The sequence below is a fragment of the Stenotrophomonas sp. I18B00994 genome (genome assembly GCF_014145825.1).
Taxonomy (GTDB): Bacteria; Pseudomonadota; Gammaproteobacteria; order Xanthomonadales; family Xanthomonadaceae; genus Stenotrophomonas; species Stenotrophomonas maltophilia.
Genome location: NZ_JACIUW010000006.1, coordinates 21700 through 35896, shown reverse-complemented (window position 1 = coordinate 35896; position 14197 = coordinate 21700). Strand labels below are relative to the sequence as shown.

General features: G+C 67.9%; 12 protein-coding genes and 1 pseudogene. 12 read left to right on the top strand and 1 reads right to left on the bottom strand.

Annotated features, from left to right (window positions below; genetic code table 11):
- Nucleotides 1–55: 55 nt before the first annotated feature.
- Complete coding sequence (locus tag H4O10_RS08195; RefSeq protein WP_033834460.1) at nt 56–808, bottom strand: NRDE family protein; 753 nt, start codon at nt 806–808, stop codon at nt 56–58.
- Between the two features lie 323 nt (nt 809–1131).
- Between H4O10_RS08195 and mraZ the strand changes: the two genes are divergently transcribed.
- The 12 genes and pseudogenes from mraZ to H4O10_RS08135 all read left to right on the top strand — a co-directional run.
- The gene (gene mraZ, locus H4O10_RS08190; RefSeq protein ID WP_019661065.1) at nt 1132–1578 is read left to right on the top strand and encodes a division/cell wall cluster transcriptional repressor MraZ; all 447 of its coding nucleotides are present in this window, start codon (nt 1132–1134) and stop codon (nt 1576–1578) included.
- 14 nt (nt 1579–1592) lie between these two features.
- On the top strand, nt 1593–2561 hold the full coding sequence (gene rsmH, locus H4O10_RS08185; RefSeq protein ID WP_012479154.1) for a 16S rRNA (cytosine(1402)-N(4))-methyltransferase RsmH: 969 nt from the start codon (nt 1593–1595) through the stop codon (nt 2559–2561).
- Complete coding sequence (ftsL, locus tag H4O10_RS08180; protein WP_005412242.1) at nt 2558–2821, top strand: cell division protein FtsL; 264 nt, start codon at nt 2558–2560, stop codon at nt 2819–2821. Before rsmH ends, ftsL begins: the two co-directional genes overlap by 4 nt.
- A complete protein-coding gene (locus tag H4O10_RS08175) occupies nt 2818–4662 on the top strand; it encodes a penicillin-binding transpeptidase domain-containing protein (protein WP_033834432.1) in 1845 nt (614 codons plus the stop codon). The genes ftsL and H4O10_RS08175 overlap by 4 nt, the downstream gene beginning before the upstream one ends.
- Complete coding sequence (locus tag H4O10_RS08170) at nt 4659–6167, top strand: UDP-N-acetylmuramoyl-L-alanyl-D-glutamate--2,6-diaminopimelate ligase (protein ID WP_033834433.1); 1509 nt, start codon at nt 4659–4661, stop codon at nt 6165–6167. The genes H4O10_RS08175 and H4O10_RS08170 overlap by 4 nt, the downstream gene beginning before the upstream one ends.
- Nucleotides 6164–7558: a UDP-N-acetylmuramoyl-tripeptide--D-alanyl-D-alanine ligase gene (gene murF / locus H4O10_RS08165; RefSeq protein WP_049454869.1), complete on the top strand. Its 1395-nt coding sequence runs from the start codon at nt 6164–6166 to the stop codon at nt 7556–7558. The genes H4O10_RS08170 and murF overlap by 4 nt, the downstream gene beginning before the upstream one ends.
- Nucleotides 7548–8633, top strand: coding sequence for a phospho-N-acetylmuramoyl-pentapeptide-transferase (gene mraY, locus H4O10_RS08160; protein WP_033834434.1), 1086 nt, complete (start codon nt 7548–7550; stop codon nt 8631–8633). Before murF ends, mraY begins: the two co-directional genes overlap by 11 nt.
- A gap of 1 nt (nt 8634) precedes the next feature.
- Nucleotides 8635–9954: a putative lipid II flippase FtsW gene (gene ftsW, locus H4O10_RS08155; protein WP_049433197.1), complete on the top strand. Its 1320-nt coding sequence runs from the start codon at nt 8635–8637 to the stop codon at nt 9952–9954.
- Nucleotides 9951–11039, top strand: coding sequence for an undecaprenyldiphospho-muramoylpentapeptide beta-N-acetylglucosaminyltransferase (gene murG, locus H4O10_RS08150; protein ID WP_049454868.1), 1089 nt, complete (start codon nt 9951–9953; stop codon nt 11037–11039). Before ftsW ends, murG begins: the two co-directional genes overlap by 4 nt.
- Nucleotides 11040–11079: 40 nt before the next feature.
- Nucleotides 11080–12516, top strand: a complete 1437-nt coding sequence (gene murC, locus H4O10_RS08145) for a UDP-N-acetylmuramate--L-alanine ligase (protein WP_049402366.1) — start codon at nt 11080–11082, stop codon at nt 12514–12516.
- Nucleotides 12513–13475, top strand: a complete 963-nt coding sequence (locus tag H4O10_RS08140; RefSeq protein ID WP_049454867.1) for a D-alanine--D-alanine ligase — start codon at nt 12513–12515, stop codon at nt 13473–13475. Before murC ends, H4O10_RS08140 begins: the two co-directional genes overlap by 4 nt.
- Nucleotides 13472–14146, top strand: a pseudogene (locus H4O10_RS08135) (cell division protein FtsQ/DivIB); the annotation flags it as partial. The gene H4O10_RS08140 and the pseudogene H4O10_RS08135, both read left to right, overlap by 4 nt.
- Between the last annotated feature and the right edge of the window lie 51 nt (nt 14147–14197).

The window sequence follows — 14197 nt, the reverse complement described above, 5'->3', positions numbered from 1 at the left end:
TGCGTGGCCTGCCCGAAGATCCGGAGGTTGCCGGCCAGCGGCCGGCATTACCCGGTCAGAAAATGACGTGGCTCTGTCCGTTGGCTGCGCCCTGCGGGCCAAAGCGGCGCTCGTGGATCTCGCCGTGGCCCTCGGCGTCGATCAGCAGCACGGTGCTGGCGCGGGTGCCGTAATCGTCGCCACGGATGAACGCCGGGCTCAGCCAGCGCTCGCGTTCCAGGCCGATGCCGGTGTCGGGCAGGTCGCTGTCGGCGGGGCGATGTTCGTCGGCCAGCGCGGCCCAGAGCGGGGCCAGATCCTCATCGCCGGCCTGCAGCCACGCAGACAGCGCGTCCATCAGCCGTCGGGTCTTCGGCCAGGGCGCGTCCAGCGCGCCGTTGGACATGCCATGCACGCCCGGGCCCAGGCTCTGGCGCTCGGCGGGGTGGTTGCCGAGGTACTCCAGGCTGTCGCCATCGGCCAGCAGCAGGTTGAAGGGCGCATACGCGCCCGCCACGGTGGCCAGCCGGTCGATATGCACGGCGGCGGGGTCGCGGCCGCGCAGGAAGTCGGCCACCAGTGCACCCCGGGACGGGCCGGTCTGTGCGGCCAGCGGATCACGGACATTGGTGACCACGGCCATGCGGCCGCCGGCGCCGACGCCGGCCCAGCCACCGCCGGAGCGCAGGTCGCGCCCTCCGATGACGGAGGTCTCATCCTGCCAGGGGGCCAGCGCCGCGGTCGGGCGGGCGTGGAACTCATCACGGTTGCCGGTCATCACCAGCCGCCAGCGCGGGTGGTGCATCCAGCCAAGAGCGAGCAGGCACATGGCCTCATTGTGCATCGTTTGCGCAGTCCGGCGGCGTTTCCGGCCGGTTCCGGATGAATGCGCGGGCGATGTTTCACGCCTTGTCCACAGCCCTGAACTTCCGTTCAATCTCAAAAATTGAGACGGATCAGCAACTTGTGGATAAGCCTTGAACAATTCTCTAAAGGTTGGTGCAAGCCATTGATGTGGCTGGCGATTTCCCCGCTGAAAAGTTGTTGACAACCCCTCGGCCGCTGCTAAGGTGGGCATCAGAGGGAAATCCGGGTGTTTTGTGGGTTTTCGTGGTTCAATGTTTCACCGGGCGAAGGATAGGTGCACGCGTCGTGTTCCAGGGCGAGACGGCCATCACAGTTGACGATAAAGGGCGCATGGCGGTTCCCACCGCTTACCGCGACCTCGTCGCGCGCGCCAGCAACAACCGTCTCGTGCTGACCTATAACCCGTTCGAAGCCGGCTGCCTGTGGCTGTATGCAGAGTCGGAATGGGAGCGGGTCCGCGACGACGTCATGTCCAAGCCCAACACCCAGCGCGTCGTGCGCCTGTTGCAGCAGAAGCTGGTCGGCTCGGCCGCCCATCTGGAACTGGACGGCAACGGTCGCATCAGCATCCCCGCCAGCCACCGCGGTGCGGTGGGCATTGAGAAGAGGGCGGTATTGCTCGGTATGGGCGACAAGTTCGAATTGTGGAGCGAGCAGGCGCATCGGGCCCTGATCCAGCAGACGTTGTCTGACGAGGATCTGGGTGATGGGTTGCTCGACCTGAAGTTGTGAGCCGGGGTGCCCGGATGCGCCCAGAAGCGCAGACCGGTCACCTTCCGGTGTCGCAGTCGCCGGCGGTGCACCTGCCGGTCCTGTACACCCAGGTCCTTGAAGGCCTGAGGGTGATCGAAAACGGACGTTATCTGGATGGCACGTTCGGTCGTGGCGGTCATGCACGTGGCGTGCTCACCCAGCTCGGTCCCGAGGGGCGCCTGCTGGTCATGGACAAGGATCCGGAAGCCATCGCCGTTGCCGAGCGCGATTTCGCGCCGGACCCGCGCGTGTCCATCTTCCGTGGCAGCTTCGCCCAGCTGCTGCAGTGGGATGCGACGGCCGAAGGCCTGGACGGCGTGCTGTTCGACCTGGGCGTGTCGTCGCCGCAGCTGGACGTGGCCGAACGTGGCTTCAGCTTCGGCAAGGACGGCCCGCTGGACATGCGCATGGACCCGGACAGCGGTGAAAGCGCCGCGCAGTGGATCAACCGCGTGGAAGAGCGCGAAATTGCCGACGTGCTGTGGACCTATGGCGAAGAACGCCAGAGCCGCCGCATCGCCCGTGCCATCGTGGCCCGCCGTGAGAAGCAGCCCTTCTCCCGCACCGCCGAACTGGCCGAGCTGATCGCCTCGGTGATGCCGCGTGGGAAAGACAAGATCCACCCGGCCACGCGCAGCTTCCAGGCCATCCGCATCCACATCAACCGCGAGCTGGCCGATCTGGAAGCGGGGCTGGATGCGGCGGTGGAACGGCTCAAGCCCGGTGGCCGGCTGGCGGTGATCAGCTTCCATTCGCTGGAAGACCGCATCGTCAAGCAGTACATGAACCGCCTGGCCAAGGCGCCGCCGGCCAACCGCCGCCTGCCTGAGGCGGTGGCGTTCGTGCCGACGCTGGACCTGATCGGCGGTGCCATCAAGGCTACCGACGAGGAACTGGCCGCCAACCCGCGTGCGCGCAGCGCCGTGCTGCGCGTGGCGCAGAAGCGGGAGGCCGACGCATGAGCCGGCTGCTGCTGATCATCCTGCTGGCATCCACCGTGGCCTCGGCGATCGGCGTCGTGTTCGTGCGTCACCGTCATCGGCAGACGTTCATCGAACTGTCGCGCGCCGAGCGCAAGCGCGATGACATCAACCTGGAATTCGGCCGCCTGCAGCTGGAGCAGGCGACCCTGGCCGAAGCCAACCGTGTTGATCGCATCGCCCGCGAGAAGCTCGGCATGAAGTTCCCCGAGGCCGCCGACATCGTGGTGGTGCGCCCATGAGCAAGGCCGGCCGCAACCGCCCGCGCAATGCCTTCAACCTGCGCCAGCGCCTGCGCTGGGTCGCGCTGGCGCTCGGCCTGTGCTCGGTGTCGCTGGTCGGCCGCGCGGCCTACGTGCAGATCATCAACAGCGACTTCTACCAGCGCCAGGGCGAGGCCCGCTACCTGCGCGAGCTGCCGATCAAGACCTCGCGCGGCATGATCACCGACCGCAACGGCGAGCCGCTGGCGGTGTCCACCCCGGTCGCCTCGATCTGGGTCAATCCGCAGGACCTGCTGCGTTCGCCCGAGCGCATCCCGGAGCTGGCCCAGGCGGTCGGCATGTCGGTGGATGAGCTGAGCAGCCGCCTGTCGCAGAAGTCGGACAAGGAATTCATGTACCTGCGCCGCCGGATCAATCCGGACGAGGCAGAGAAGGTGGTCGCGCTGAAGATTCCGGGCGTGGCCGCGCAACGCGAGTTCCGCCGCTTCTACCCGCAGGGTGAAGCGATGGCGCACGTGCTGGGCTTCACCAACATCGACGACCGCGGCCAGGAAGGCCTGGAGCTGGCGTTCGACGAATGGTTGCGCGGCAAGGCCGGTGCGAAGCGGGTGATCCGCAACCGCAAGGGCGAGACCGTCGAGAGCGATCTGCTGCGCGCCGCTGAGCCGGGCAAGGACCTGACCCTCAGCATCGACCGCCGCATCCAGTACCTGGCGTTCAAGGAACTGCGCAACGCGCTGGTGGCCAACAAGGCAGCGGGCGGTTCGATGGTGATCATGGACGTGACCACCGGCGAGATCCTGGCCATGGTCAACCTGCCGACCTACAACCCGAATTCGCTGACCGGCGCGCTGCCCGATGCGCGCCGCAACCGTGCGGTGACCGATCTGGTCGAGCCGGGTTCGACGATGAAGCCGTTGACCATCGCTACCGCGCTGCAGGCCGGTGCGGTGACCAAGGACACCATCATCGATACCAATCCGGGTTACATGACCCTGGGCCGCTTCACCATCCGTGACGTGCCGCGCAACAACGGCGTGCTGAACGTGACCGGCGTGATCACCCGCAGTTCGAACGTGGGTGCGGCCAAGGTCGCGGCGAAGATGCCGGACCAGGTGTTCTACGACGGCGTGCGCCGCTTTGGTTATGGCTCGGTACCGCACAGCGGTTTCCCCGGTGAATCCGGCGGCGTGGTGCTGCGCCCGGCGCGCTGGTCGGGTACCACCAAGACCACGATGTCCTACGGCTACGGCCTGAACGTGACGCCGCTGCAGATCGCTACCGCCTATTCGGCACTGGCCAACGGCGGTCGTCTGATCGCGCCGACCTTCGTCAAGGGCCAGCGCAATGAAGGCCAGCAGATCATCGACGAAAACGTCGCCAGGCAGGTGGTGGCGATGATGGAAACCGTGGTCACCCAGGGCGGCGCCAAGCAGGCGGCGGTGCTCGGCTATCGCGTGGCCGGCAAGACCGGTACTGCGCGCAAGGCCGGCCCGGGTGGTTACGAGCGTGGCCATTACAACGCGCTGTTCGCTGGCGTGGTACCGGCCACCAACCCGCGCTTCGCCACCGTCATCGTCATCAACGATCCGCAGGCCGGCAAGTTCTACGGCGGCCTGGTGTCGGCGCCGGTCTACCACAACGTGATGGAAGGCACACTGCGCCTGATGGACGTGCCACTGGACGACCTGCAGTCGTGGCTGGCCGCACAGCAGTCCGGCAAGGTCGGCCACTCGGCCTCGATCCTGCCTGCGCCGCCGGCCGAGACCGCGCTGCCGGTGGATGCCGCCGCTGAATTCGATGCTGCGCTGCCGAGCGCGCACGCCCAGACGCCGCCCGCTACGGGAGGCACGCAATGAGTCCTTCGATGTTGCTTTCGCAGTTGCTTCCGGATGTTGCCCTTGCAGGGCACGACCCCGTTCTGACCGGCCTGGTGCTGGACAGCCGCGCCGTGCGTCCCGGCAATGCCTTCGTCGCCATCGCCGGTTTCGGCGCGCATGGCCTGGGCTTCGTCGAGCAGGCCCGCGCCGCCGGTGCCAGCGTCATCCTGTTTGAACCGCCGGCGCCCGCCGAACTGCCGGCACCGGCCGATGCGATCGCCGTGCCGGGCCTGCGCGCACGCATGGGTGCGATGGCCGACCAGTTCCATGGCGCGCCGTCGCGGGCGATGGCGATGGTCGGTGTCACCGGCACCAACGGCAAGACCTCCACCGTGCAGCTGCTGGCCCAGGCCTGGCACCTGCTCGGTACGCCCAGTGGCAGTATCGGCACGCTGGGCGCCGGACTTTATGGTGCGGTCGAGCCGACCGGCTTCACCACGCCGCTGGTGCTGCAGATGCATGCGCTGCTGGCGCAGCTGCGCGACGCCGGTGCGCGCGCGGTGGCGATGGAAGTCAGCTCGCATGCGCTGGACCAGGGTCGCGTGGATGCCGTGCACTACGACGTGGCGGTGTTCACCAATCTCACCCGCGACCATCTGGACTACCACGGCGATATGGCCAGCTACGGCGCGGCCAAGGCGCGGCTGTTCCACCGTCCGGGCCTGAAGGCCGCGGTGATCAATCTGGACGACGCGTTCGGCCGCCAGCTGTTCGCCGGCCTGCCGGCGGGCGTGCAGCCGATCGGCCTGAGCTCGCGCGGTGCCACCGACGCCAGCGTGCGCGCCGAGGCGCTGCAGCTGGATGGCCGTGGCATTGCCTTCGAACTGGTCATCGACGGCCAGCGCGCGGCGGTGCAGTCGCCGCTGCTGGGCCGCTTCAACGTGGACAACCTGCTGGCCGTGGCCGGCACCCTGCACGCGCAGGGCCAGCCGCTGCCGCGCATCGCCGAAGTACTGTCGGCGCTGCAGCCGATCCGTGGCCGCATGAACCGCCTGGGCGGCGAAGGTGGCCTGCCGACCGTGGTGGTCGACTACGCACACACCCCGGACGCGCTGGAACAGGCGCTGGACAGCCTGCATGGCCACCTGCAGGGCACGCTGTTCTGCGTGTTCGGCTGCGGCGGCGAGCGTGATACCGGCAAGCGCCCGCAAATGGCGGCCATTGCCGAGCGTCTGGCCAACCAGGTCATCGTCACCGACGACAACCCGCGTGGCGAGGATGGCGACGTGATCGTGGCCGACATCCTGGCCGGCTTCACCGATGCCTCCGCCGTGACCGTGCAGCGCAGCCGCGCGCGTGCGATCGGCCTGGCGGTGAAGCGTGCCGGTGCCGGTGACATCATCCTGATCGCTGGCAAGGGCCACGAGCCGTACCAGGAAGTGAATGGCGTGCGCCATGACTTCGACGACACCGAAGTGGCCGCCGCTGCACTGGCGGCCAAGGCCGGTGTACTAGAGGCGCAGGCCGGGGAGGGCACCGCATGAAGCGCACCCTGCTTTCGCTGATCGCACACTGGGCCGGCGGCGAGATCCACGGCGACGACGTGGCCATCGATGCGGTCAGCAATGACACCCGCAGCCTCGGCCCGGGCAGCCTGTATGTGGCGCTGCGCGGCGAGCGTTTCGACGGCCATGACTTTGCCGCCGACGCGCAGGCGCGCGGTGCCAGTGCGCTGCTGGTCGAGCGCCTGCTGCCGATCGAACTGCCACAGGTGCTGGTGGCCGACAGCGAACTGGCACTGGCGAAGATCGCCACCGGCATGCAGCGCGTCCGCGGCACCGAGGTGTTCGCGATCACCGGCAGCAACGGCAAGACCAGCGTGAAGAGCCTGCTGCTGTCGATCCTGCAGCAGGTGGCGCAGCACGCCCACAAGGTGGTCTACGCCAACCCGGGCAACCGCAACAACGAGATCGGCCTGCCGCTGGCGGTGATCGAAGCGCCGGAAGATGCCGACTACGCCGTCTACGAGATGGGCGCCGGCAAGCCGGGCGATATCGCCTACCTGACCGACATCGCCCGCCCGCGCTATGCGCTGGTCAACAACATTGCCCCGGCGCACCTGGAACGCATGGGCAGCCTGCTCGGCGTGGCGGTGACCAAGGGCGCGATCTATGCAGCGCTGCCGGCCGATGGCGTGGCGTTGATCAATGTGGACGATGCCTACGGCCGCTGGTTCGAACAGCATTTCGTCGGCACCCCGCCGCGTTGCCGCGTGCTGCGCTACGGCCTGGAACATACCGCCGAGGTGACCGCGCGCGACATCCGCGCCGGCGCGCAGGGCAGCCAGTTCACCCTGGTCGCACCGAGCGGCGAAGCCCGCGTGGTGCTCGGCCTGCCCGGTCGCCACAACGTCAGCAATGCGCTGGCCGCCGCCAGCCTGGCGCTGGCCGCCGGTGTCGACCTGGCGCTGATCGCGACCGGCCTGGCCGAAGCGCAGCCGGTGCCGGGCCGCCAGATTGCCCATCAGCTGCGCAATGGCGCGGTGCTGGTGGACGACAGCTACAACGCCAACCCCGGTTCGCTGGCTGCGGCCATCGACGCCCTGGCCGCCGCGCCGGAAGAGGGCTGGCTGGTGCTGGGCGACATGCGCGAGCTGGGTCCGGACAGCGAGGCGCTGCATGCGCAGGCCGGCATCCGTGCACGCGCCGCCGGCCTGAAGCGGTTGTATGCACTGGGTCCGCTCAGTGCCGCCGCTGCGGCCGCCTTCGGTGAAGGCGGACGCCATTTCGATACCCATGGTGCGCTGTCACAGGCGCTGCAGGACGAGTTGCACGCTGGTGTGCGCTGCCTGGTCAAGGGTTCCCGTGGCAGTGCCATGGACCTGATCGTCAAAGCGCTGCTGGCGCAAGGAGAGGAATCCCCGCATGTTGTATGAACTGGCTCGATGGTTGCAGCAGTTGGAGAGCCTGTTCGGGCTGTTCAACTACCAGACGTTCCGCGCCATCCTTGCCGCGCTGACGGCCCTGTTCCTGTCGCTGTGGCTTGGCCCGGCGATGATCCGCAAGCTTGCCCAGTTCAAGGGCGGCCAGCCGATCCGCAAGGACGGTCCGCAGACCCATTTCTCCAAGGCCGGCACGCCGACCATGGGCGGTTCGCTGATCCTGCTCACCGTCACCCTGTCGGTACTGATGTGGGCCGACCTGCGCAACCGCTACGTGTGGCTGGTGCTGGCGGTGATGCTGTGCTTCGGCGCCATCGGCTGGTATGACGACTGGATCAAGATCGTCCGCCGTGACCCGAACGGCCTGAAGTCGCGCTGGAAGTACCTGCTGCAGTCGATCTTCGGCCTGGCCGCGGGCCTGTTCCTGTTCTATACGGCCGACGTGCCGGCGGCGCTGACGTTCTACATCCCGATGTTCAAGTCGGTGGCGTTGCCGCTGGCCGGCATTGGCTTCGTGGCGATCGCCTACTTCTGGATCGTCGGTTTCTCCAACGCGGTGAACCTGACCGACGGCCTGGACGGCCTGGCGATCATGCCAACCGTTCTGGTGGCCTGCGCGCTGGGCGTGTTCGCGTATGCCTCGGGCAACGTGGTATTCGCCAACTACCTGCAGATTCCGCAGATTCCAGGCGCCGGCGAGCTGGTCATCATCTGCGCGGCCATCGCCGGTGCGGGCCTCGGCTTCCTGTGGTTCAACACCTATCCGGCCATGGTCTTCATGGGCGACATCGGCGCGCTGGCGCTGGGCGCGGTGCTGGGCACGATCGCGGTGATCACCCGCCAGGAACTGGTGCTGGTGATCATGGGCGGCGTGTTCGTCATCGAAACACTGTCGGTGATGATCCAGGTGGCCTCGTTCAAGCTGACCGGCAAGCGCGTGTTCCGCATGGCGCCGATCCACCACCATTTCGAACTGAAGGGCTGGCCCGAGCCGCGCGTGATCGTGCGCTTCTGGATCATCTCCGTCGTGCTCGTGCTGATCGGCCTGGCCACGTTGAAGGTGCGCTGAGATGAACGACCTGTCCCGCCAGGCAACACGCCTTGAAGCCATCGAAGGCAGCTACGACAAGTGGCTGCTGGGCGCGATCATCGCGCTCACCGGCGTGGGCGTGGTGATGGTGGCGTCCAGCTCGATCGCCTTGATGAGCAGTCCGTTCTACTACCTCAACCGCCACCTGATCTTCCTGGCGGTGGGTATCGTGCTGGCGGTCATCGCCGCCCGCACTGAACTGAAGTCCATCGAGCAGTACAACCAGATGCTGCTGCTGGGCTGCTTCGTGCTGCTGCTGGCGGTGTTCGCACCGGGCCTGGGCAGCACCGTCAACGGTGCGCGCCGCTGGATCAACCTGGGCATCTCCAAGTTCCAGACGGTCGAAGCAGTGAAAGTGCTCTACATCGTCTGGCTGTCCAGCTACCTGGTGCGTTTCCGCGACGAGGTCAACGCGACCTGGCCGGCGATGCTCAAGCCGCTGGGCGTGGCCGGGGCGCTGGTGGTGCTGCTGCTGCTGCAGCCGGACTTCGGCTCGTCCACCCTGCTGCTGGCGATCACCGCCGGCATGCTGGTGCTGGGCGGGGTGAACATGCCGCGCATGTCGATGCCGGTGATCATCGGCCTGGTCGGCATGAGCGCACTGGCGATCATCGAGCCGTACCGCATGCGCCGCATCACGTCCTTCCTGGACCCATGGGCCGACCAGCAGGGCGACGGCTACCAGCTGTCCAACGCGCTGATGGCGGTGGGCCGTGGCGAGTGGACCGGCGTCGGCCTGGGCAACTCGGTGCAGAAGCTGTACTACCTGCCCGAAGCGCATACCGACTTCATTTTCTCGGTCACTGCCGAGGAATTCGGCTTCCTGGGCACCTGCGTGATCGTGGCCCTGTACGCGCTGCTGGTCGGCCGGACCTTCTGGCTGGGCATGCGCTGCGTGGAGATGAAGCGGCACTTCTCCGGCTACATCGCCTTCGGCATCGGCCTGTGGATCAGCATGCAGACCTTCGTTTCGATCGGCGTGAACCTGGGCATCCTGCCGACCAAGGGCCTGACCCTGCCGCTGATCTCTTCCGGCGGCTCGTCGGTGCTGATGACCTGCGTGGCGATGGGCCTGCTGCTGCGCGTGTCCTATGAACTCAAGCGCGCCGAGCGCCGCCAGGCCGTGCGCATCGGCGGCAGCGAAGACGCCGCTGCCGAGCCGAGCGACGAGCCGGCCGCGCCGGTGGCCGCCAGCGTACCGATGAGCTCCGAGCCGGTGGCTGCCGCTGCAGCGAACGCTGCGCGTGGCACCAGCCGCCTGCAGTCGCGCATCGAACCGACCTTCGGGAGGCTGTCATGAGCACAGCCACCGACAACGTGCGCCCGGTGATGATCCTGGCCGGTGGTACCGGCGGTCACATCTTCCCCGGCCTGGCCGTGGCCCGCGTGCTGCGCGCGCGCGGCGTGCCGGTCACCTGGATGGGCGCCGACGGTGCGATGGAAACCCGTCTGGTGCCGCAGCACGACATTCCGATCGACACGCTGGCCATCACCGGCCTGCGCGGCAAGGGCAAGCTGGCCCTGCTGGGCGCGCCGTGGCGGCTGATGCGCGCGCTGCGCGCGGCCGGCATGATCATCCGCAAGCGCCAGCCGCGTGCGGTGGTGGCCTTCGGTGGATTCGCCTCCGGTCCCGGCGGCATGGCCACGCGCCTGCATGGCCTGCCGCTGATCGTGCATGAGCAGAACCGCGCACCGGGCCTGACCAATCGCATCCTGTCGCGCTATGCACGCCGTCTGCTGACCGGCTTCCCGGGCACCTTCGCCAAGGGCGAGGAGTTTGTCGGCAACCCGGTGCGTGCGGAGATCGCCGCCATCGCACCGCCGGAAAAGCGCTTCGCCGACCGCCAGGGTCCGCTGCGCGTGCTGGTGGTGGGCGGCAGCCAGGGTGCACGCGCGCTCAATACCGGCGTGCCGCAGGCCATCGCTGCGCTGGGCGCCACAGTGCCGGTGCAGGTGCGTCACCAGAGCGGCGAGAAGATGCATGCCGAAGCGGTCGAGGCGTATGCCAAGGCTGGTGTGCAGGCGGAGATCACCCCGTTCATCGCCGACATGGCCGAGGCATTTGCCTGGGCCGATCTGGTCGTATGCCGCTCCGGTGCGTCCACGCTGGCCGAGCTGTGCGCGGTCGGTGTCGGCAGTGTGCTGGTGCCATTCCCCGCTGCCGTCGACGATCACCAGACCCGCAATGCGGAGTACCTGGTCGAGCGCGGCGCGGCGGTTTTGCTGAAGCAGGACGGAACGCTGGCCGAAGGCATTGCCTCACTGCTGCGCGATCTGTCCGAAAATCCCGCCCGCCGCATGCAGATGGCGCAAGCCGCGCGTGCCTTGGCCAAGGTCGATGCCGCCGAGCGCATCGCCGATATCATTCTTGAGGAAGCTGTATGAAGAAGGCATGCCAGCGCGCCTGCCCTGCGCGAGGCCGCGCATGATCCGCCGCCTGCACGACACCAACGACCTGGTGCGCGCATTCCCGCGCGTGCATTTCGTCGGCATCGGCGGCACCGGCATGAGCGGTATCGCCGAAGTGATGCTGACGCTGGGCTATGAAGTGTCCGGTTCGGACAACGCCGACAACGTGGCGACCCGCCGCCTGGCCAGCCTGGGTGCGCGCATCATGCGTGGCCACTCGGCGGCCAACGTGCTGGGCACCGACTGCGTGGTGGTCTCCAGCGCCATCCGCGAAGACAACCCGGAACTGATGGAAGCGCGCAGCCAGCGCATTCCGATCATGCCGCGCGCAGCGATGCTGGCCGAACTGATGCGTTTCCGCCGTGGCATCGCCGTGGCCGGCACCCATGGCAAGACCACCACCACCAGCCTCACCGCTGCGGTGCTGAGCGAAGGTGGCCTGGACCCGACGTTCGTGATTGGTGGCCAGCTGCTGGCCGCCGGCGCCAACGCCAAGCTGGGTGGTGGCCAGTGGCTGGTGGCCGAGGCCGACGAAAGCGATGGCAGCTTCCTGCGCCTGAATCCGTTGATGTCGATCATCACCAACATCGATGCCGATCATCTGGAGAACTACGGCAACGACTTTGCCCGCGTGCAGGCGGCGTTTGCCGAGTTCCTGCAGCGCCTGCCGTTCTATGGCCTGGCGGTGCTGTGCATCGACGACCCGGAGGTGGCTGCGCTGGCCGCCAGGACCCCGCGCCACGTGATGAGCTACGGCATGAGCCCGCAGGCCGACGTGCGCGCCGAGAACGTGGTGCAGGATGGGTCGCGCATGCGCTTCACCCTGCGCCTGCCGCAGGGCACCAGCCAGGAAGTGGTACTGGCACTGCCAGGCAGGCACAACGTGCTCAACGCGCTGGCCGCCGCCGCAGTGGGCTGGCAGCTGGGCGTGGCCCCGGACGCCATCGCGCGTGCGCTGGAAGGCTTCGCCGGTGTCGGCCGTCGCTTCAACGATCTGGGCGAAGTGACCACCGCCAGTGGTGCCAAGGTTCGCATCATCGATGACTACGGTCATCACCCGAGCGAGCTGGAAGCCGTGTTCGCCGCCGCCCGTGGTGGCTGGGCCGACAAGCGCCTGGTGGTGGCCTTCCAGCCGCACCGCTACAGCCGAACCCGCGACCAGTTCGACAAGTTCGCCGCGGTGCTGTCAAGCGTCGATGCGCTGGTGCTGAGCGAGGTCTACCCGGCTGGCGAGGAACCGATTGCCGGTGCCGACTCGCATGCGCTGGCCCGCGCCATCCGCGCGCGCGGCCGCAGCGAACCGGTGGTGGTTGGCAAGGCCGCCGAGCTGGCCAGCGTGCTGCCGGACGTGCTGCAGGACGGTGACTTGCTGCTGATGATGGGGGCGGGCGACATCGGCGCCGTGGCTACCCACATCGCGGTGGAAGGCTTCAAGGGGGAGGGCGAGGCGTGAGCGCGCTGACCTTCCCGCCGCTGCGCGTGACCGACCCGGCTGTATTCGGTCGCGTCGCCGTGCTGCTCGGTGGCACTTCCAGCGAACGCGAGGTGTCGCTGGATTCCGGCCGCAACGTACTGGAAGCACTGCAGTCGCGCGGTGTCGATGCGTTCGCGGTGGATGGCATTCCGGCGCTGGCCAAGGCGCTGGCTGCCGGCGGCATCGACCGTGTGTTCAACATCCTGCACGGCCACAACGGTGGTGGTGAGGACGGCATCGTGCAGGGCCTGATGGACGCCTTCGGCGTGCCGTACACCGGCTCGGACGTGCTGGGCTCTGCGCTGAGCATGGACAAGATCCGTACCAAGCAGGTGTGGTTGTCGCTGGGCTTGCCGACCCCGCAATACCGCAAGGTCGACGCATCGAACGTGCATGCACTGGCGGCCGAGCTGGGCCTGCCGGTGGTGGTGAAGCCGGCCAACGAAGGCTCCAGCGTGGGCATCAGCCGGGTCACCGACGACGCCGGCCTGGATGAGGCCGTGGCCCTGGCTGCGCGCTACGACGGCCAGCTGCTGATGGAGCAGATGGTGGTCGGCGACGAACTGACCGTGGCCATTCTCGGCGACGTCGCGCTGCCGTCGATCCGCATCGTGCCCAAGGGCCAGTGGTACGACTACAACGCCAAGTACATCGCCGAGGACACCCAGTACCTGTGCCCGGGCCTGGACGGTGGCGACGAAGAGGAAATCCGCCGCATCGCGCTGGCCGCGTTCCGCGCCGCCGGTTGCCGTGGTTGGGGCCGCGTGGACATGATGCGCGACCGCAGCAGCGGCCGCTTCTTCCTGCTGGAAGTGAACACCGCGCCGGGCATGACCAGCCATTCGCTGGTGCCCAAGGCCGCAGGCCAGGCCGGCATCAGCTTCGAAGAGCTGGTGTGGCGCGTGCTGGAACAGACCCTGGAGGCCTCGCACGCATGAACGCGGTGCTGCGCATCTTCGTCTGGCTGTTGGCGCTGTCGGTGGTTGCACTGCCGGTGGTGGCCGTGGTCAATGGCTGGGTCGGCGCCGAGCGCTGGCCGCTGGCGAAGCTGCGCGTGCATGGTGAGTTCAAGCGGGTGCCGGCCGAACAGCTGCAGCAGGTGCTGTTGCCGTATGCGCGCGCCGGCTTCTTTGCGGTCAAGCTGCAGGACGCGCAGGACGCGCTGGAACAGCTGCCGTGGGTGGAAAGCGCGCAGGTGCGCAAGCAGTGGCCGGACGTGCTGGAGGTGACTCTGGTCGAGCACAAGCCGTTCGCGCGCTGGGGCAGTGACCGCCTGGTTTCCGAGCAGGGCAAGTTGTTCCCCACGCCGAAGAAGCTGGCCGACCTGGCGCTGCCCGAACTGGATGGCCCGGACAGCCAGACAGCGGAAGTGATGAAGCTGTACAGCGACTCGCGTGCATTGTTCGCACCGGCCGGCGTCGACGTGCGCCGGGTGACGATGGATGCACGCGGCAGCTGGTCGCTGGTGCTGAGCAACGGCACCGAAGTGGTGGTGGGCCGTGACGACGCGCGCTCGCGCATGCAGCGCTTCGTCAAGGTGCTGCCGCAGCTGAACCGTCAGGACGCGCCGATCGAGCGCGCCGACCTCCGTTACACCAATGGTTTCACGCTGAGCTGGGGTACCCCGGCCACGCCGGCGAAAACGCCGGCGACCCCGGCC

Coding starts and splice junctions, on each gene's coding strand:
- H4O10_RS08195 (WP_033834460.1), bottom strand. CDS start 808: ATGTGCCTGCTCGCTCTTGGCTGGATGCACCACCCGCGCTGGCGGCTG.
- rsmH (WP_012479154.1), top strand. CDS start 1,593: ATGCGCCCAGAAGCGCAGACCGGTCACCTTCCGGTGTCGCAGTCGCCG.
- ftsL (WP_005412242.1), top strand. CDS start 2,558: ATGAGCCGGCTGCTGCTGATCATCCTGCTGGCATCCACCGTGGCCTCG.
- H4O10_RS08175 (WP_033834432.1), top strand. CDS start 2,818: ATGAGCAAGGCCGGCCGCAACCGCCCGCGCAATGCCTTCAACCTGCGC.
- H4O10_RS08170 (WP_033834433.1), top strand. CDS start 4,659: ATGAGTCCTTCGATGTTGCTTTCGCAGTTGCTTCCGGATGTTGCCCTT.
- murF (WP_049454869.1), top strand. CDS start 6,164: ATGAAGCGCACCCTGCTTTCGCTGATCGCACACTGGGCCGGCGGCGAG.
- mraY (WP_033834434.1), top strand. CDS start 7,548: ATGTTGTATGAACTGGCTCGATGGTTGCAGCAGTTGGAGAGCCTGTTC.
- ftsW (WP_049433197.1), top strand. CDS start 8,635: ATGAACGACCTGTCCCGCCAGGCAACACGCCTTGAAGCCATCGAAGGC.
- murG (WP_049454868.1), top strand. CDS start 9,951: ATGAGCACAGCCACCGACAACGTGCGCCCGGTGATGATCCTGGCCGGT.
- murC (WP_049402366.1), top strand. CDS start 11,080: ATGATCCGCCGCCTGCACGACACCAACGACCTGGTGCGCGCATTCCCG.